This window comes from Pseudomonas sp. WC1 (assembly GCF_050586565.1).
GTDB lineage: Bacteria > Pseudomonadota > Gammaproteobacteria > Pseudomonadales > Pseudomonadaceae > Aquipseudomonas.
The window spans coordinates 1-3,079 of record NZ_JBOBDQ010000113.1; the positions used below are offsets into that span (position 1 = coordinate 1).

The 3,079-nt window shown below is 52.2% G+C and carries 1 rRNA gene; it reads left to right on the top strand.

The annotated features are described in order from the left end of the window. Positions 1–101: 101 nt before the first annotated feature. Positions 102–2,994, top strand: a 23S ribosomal RNA gene (locus tag ACQ4OD_RS26250). Positions 2,995–3,079 lie beyond the last annotated feature (85 nt).

Sequence of the window (3,079 nt, forward strand, 5' to 3'; positions counted from 1 at the left end):
TCAGGCTAAGGTAAAATTTGTGAGTTCTGCTCGAAAGAGCGACGTGCGAATTTTCGGCGAATGTCGTCTTCACAGTATAACCAGATTGCTTGGGGTTATATGGTCAAGTGAAGAAGCGCATACGGTGGATGCCTTGGCAGTCAGAGGCGATGAAAGACGTGGTAGCCTGCGATAAGCTTTGGGGAGTCGGCAAACAGACTGTGATCCAGAGATCTCTGAATGGGGGAACCCAGCCAGCACAAGCTGGTTATCTTGTACTGAATACATAGGTGCAAGAGGCGAACCAGGGGAACTGAAACATCTAAGTACCCTGAGGAAAAGAAATCAACCGAGATTCCCTTAGTAGTGGCGAGCGAACGGGGACCAGCCCTTAAGCTGGTTTGAGATTAGTGGAACGCTCTGGAAAGTGCGGCCATAGTGGGTGATAGCCCCGTACACGAAAATCTCTTGCCAGTGAAATCGAGTAGGACGGAGCACGAGAAACTTTGTCTGAACATGGGGGGACCATCCTCCAAGGCTAAATACTACTGACTGACCGATAGTGAACCAGTACCGTGAGGGAAAGGCGAAAAGAACCCCGGAGAGGGGAGTGAAATAGAACCTGAAACCGTATGCGTACAAGCAGTGGGAGCCTACTTGTTAGGTGACTGCGTACCTTTTGTATAATGGGTCAGCGACTTATATTCAGTGGCGAGCTTAACCGAATAGGGGAGGCGTAGCGAAAGCGAGTCTTAATAGGGCGCTTTAGTCGCTGGGTATAGACCCGAAACCGGGCGATCTATCCATGGGCAGGTTGAAGGTTAGGTAACACTGACTGGAGGACCGAACCGACTACCGTTGAAAAGTTAGCGGATGACCTGTGGATCGGAGTGAAAGGCTAATCAAGCTCGGAGATAGCTGGTTCTCCTCGAAAGCTATTTAGGTAGCGCCTCATGTATCACTGTAGGGGGTAGAGCACTGTTTCGGCTAGGGGGTCATCCCGACTTACCAAACCGATGCAAACTCCGAATACCTACAAGTGCCGAGCATGGGAGACACACGGCGGGTGCTAACGTCCGTCGTGAAAAGGGAAACAACCCAGACCGTCAGCTAAGGTCCCAAAGTCATGGTTAAGTGGGAAACGATGTGGGAAGGCTTAGACAGCTAGGAGGTTGGCTTAGAAGCAGCCACCCTTTAAAGAAAGCGTAATAGCTCACTAGTCGAGTCGGCCTGCGCGGAAGATGTAACGGGGCTCAAACCATGCACCGAAGCTACGGGTATCACCTTTAGGTGATGCGGTAGAGGAGCGTTCTGTAAGCCTGTGAAGGTGAGTTGAGAAGCTTGCTGGAGGTATCAGAAGTGCGAATGCTGACATGAGTAACGACAATGCGAGTGAAAAACTCGCACGCCGAAAGACCAAGGTTTCCTGCGCAACGTTAATCGACGCAGGGTTAGTCGGTCCCTAAGGCGAGGCTGAAAAGCGTAGTCGATGGAAAACAGGTTAATATTCCTGTACTTCCAGTTATTGCGATGGAGGGACGGAGAAGGCTAGGCCAGCTTGGCGTTGGTTGTCCAAGTTTAAGGTGGTAGGCTGAGATCTTAGGCAAATCCGGGATCTCAAGGCCGAGAGCTGATGACGAGTGCTCATTAGAGCGCGAAGTGGTTGATGCCATGCTTCCAAGAAAAGCTCCTAAGCTTCAGATAACTGGGAACCGTACCCCAAACCGACACAGGTGGTTAGGTAGAGAATACCAAGGCGCTTGAGAGAACTCGGGTGAAGGAACTAGGCAAAATGGCACCGTAACTTCGGGAGAAGGTGCGCCGGTGAGGGTGAAGCACTTGCTGCGTAAGCCCACGCCGGTCGAAGATACCAGGCCGCTGCGACTGTTTATTAAAAACACAGCACTCTGCAAACACGAAAGTGGACGTATAGGGTGTGACGCCTGCCCGGTGCCGGAAGGTTAATTGATGGGGTTAGCGCAAGCGAAGCTCTTGATCGAAGCCCCGGTAAACGGCGGCCGTAACTATAACGGTCCTAAGGTAGCGAAATTCCTTGTCGGGTAAGTTCCGACCTGCACGAATGGCGTAACGATGGCGGCGCTGTCTCCACCCGAGACTCAGTGAAATTGAAATCGCTGTGAAGATGCAGTGTATCCGCGGCTAGACGGAAAGACCCCGTGAACCTTTACTATAGCTTTGCACTGGACTTTGAGCTTGCTTGTGTAGGATAGGTGGGAGGCTTTGAAGTGGGGACGCCAGTTCTCATGGAGCCATCCTTGAAATACCACCCTGGCAACCTTGAGGTTCTAACTCAGGTCCGTTATCCGGATCGAGGACAGTGTATGGTGGGTAGTTTGACTGGGGCGGTCTCCTCCCAAAGAGTAACGGAGGAGTACGAAGGTGCGCTCAGACCGGTCGGAAATCGGTCGTAGAGTATAAAGGCAAAAGCGCGCTTGACTGCGAGACACACACGTCGAGCAGGTACGAAAGTAGGTCTTAGTGATCCGGTGGTTCTGTATGGAAGGGCCATCGCTCAACGGATAAAAGGTACTCCGGGGATAACAGGCTGATACCGCCCAAGAGTTCATATCGACGGCGGTGTTTGGCACCTCGATGTCGGCTCATCACATCCTGGGGCTGAAGCCGGTCCCAAGGGTATGGCTGTTCGCCATTTAAAGTGGTACGCGAGCTGGGTTTAGAACGTCGTGAGACAGTTCGGTCCCTATCTGCCGTGGACGTTTGAGATTTGAGAGGGGCTGCTCCTAGTACGAGAGGACCGGAGTGGACGAACCTCTGGTGTTCCGGTTGTCACGCCAGTGGCATTGCCGGGTAGCTATGTTCGGAAGAGATAACCGCTGAAAGCATCTAAGCGGGAAACTTGCCTCAAGATGAGATCTCACTGGAGCCTTGAGCTCCCTGAAGGGCCGTCGAAGACTACGACGTTGATAGGTTGGGTGTGTAAGCGCTGTGAGGCGTTGAGCTAACCAATACTAATTGCCCGTGAGGCTTGACCATATAACACCCAAGCAATTTGCGCTGAGGCCAAATTGTGGTGGTGAAGACGAAACGAACCGAAAGTTCGCGACGAACCACAAATATC